Genomic DNA, 920 nt, shown 5'->3' with positions numbered 1-920 from the left:
GTCCAGCACCCGCCGCCACTCCCCCACGGCTCCCGCCGACACGGGCCCCGTCCAGCCGCCGGGCCGGGCCGCCCCGCCGATGTGGAACGCGTCGATCCCCGCGGCCCGCAGCGCCGGCACATGATCGAGCCGCAGCCCTCCGCCGACGAGGAGCTGCTGCTCGTACCCCTGCTCGCCGTGCCGTCCCGCCTCCGCGATCAGCACGGCCAGCCCGTCGTCGACCCCCGCGGCCGACCCGGCCGTGAGGTAGGTGTCCAGTCCGGGCAGCCCCTCGCACTGCTTGCGCAGGGCGTCGCGGTCGGCCGTGTGGTCGATCGCGCGGTGGAAGGTCCACGGGCGGCCGTCCAGCTCCGCGACCACCCGTTCGACGGTGGCCAGGTCCACGCCGCCCTCCGCGTCGAGGAAGCCGAGCACGAACTGGTCCGCCCCGGCCGCCCGCAGCTCTCCGGCGGCCCGGACGAGCCGTGCTGTGTCTTCGGCGTCCCCGGCGGCGAACCCGTCGCTCAGGCGCAGCATCACGCGCAGGTCGAGGTCGACGGCGGCCCGGATCGCGGCGAACGCCGGGACGGGCGGGGTGAGCCCGTCGGCGGCGATGTCGGTGACCACTTCGAGGCGGTCCGCGCCTCCGGCCTGGGCGGCGACCGCGTCCCGCACGTCGAGGGCGATCACCTCCAGGACTGCACGCTTGCTCATGGGACCCCATTCGTCGACGGCTCTACAGGTCTAGTCCAATTCCAGGGTACGCCTCCGAGCCGCCTCGCTCACCCCCGCATCCCCAGCCGGACGGGGGAAGAATGACGGCATGGCCGACCACCGGGAAACCGCCACCACCCACGACGCCCTCGCGTCCCTCCGCGCCCGCTTCGCCCGCACCCTCGAAGCCGCCCGCGGCCCCGCCCCAGCCACCGCACCGGCCACCC

Annotated in this window: 1 protein-coding gene; it reads right to left on the bottom strand. The window is 75.7% G+C overall.

Annotated features, from left to right (window positions below):
• The coding region (locus BZL64_RS38650; protein WP_086773546.1) for a copper homeostasis protein CutC at positions 1–693 on the bottom strand (693 nt) is incomplete at its 3' end.
• Positions 694–920: the final 227 nt, after the last annotated feature.

The sequence above is a fragment of the Streptomyces bobili genome (assembly GCF_002154575.1).
GTDB classification, from domain to species: domain Bacteria; phylum Actinomycetota; class Actinomycetes; order Streptomycetales; family Streptomycetaceae; genus Streptomyces; species Streptomyces bobili.
The sequence above is the reverse complement of the archived record's forward strand: the minus strand, read 5'-3'. Positions and strand labels throughout refer to the sequence as shown.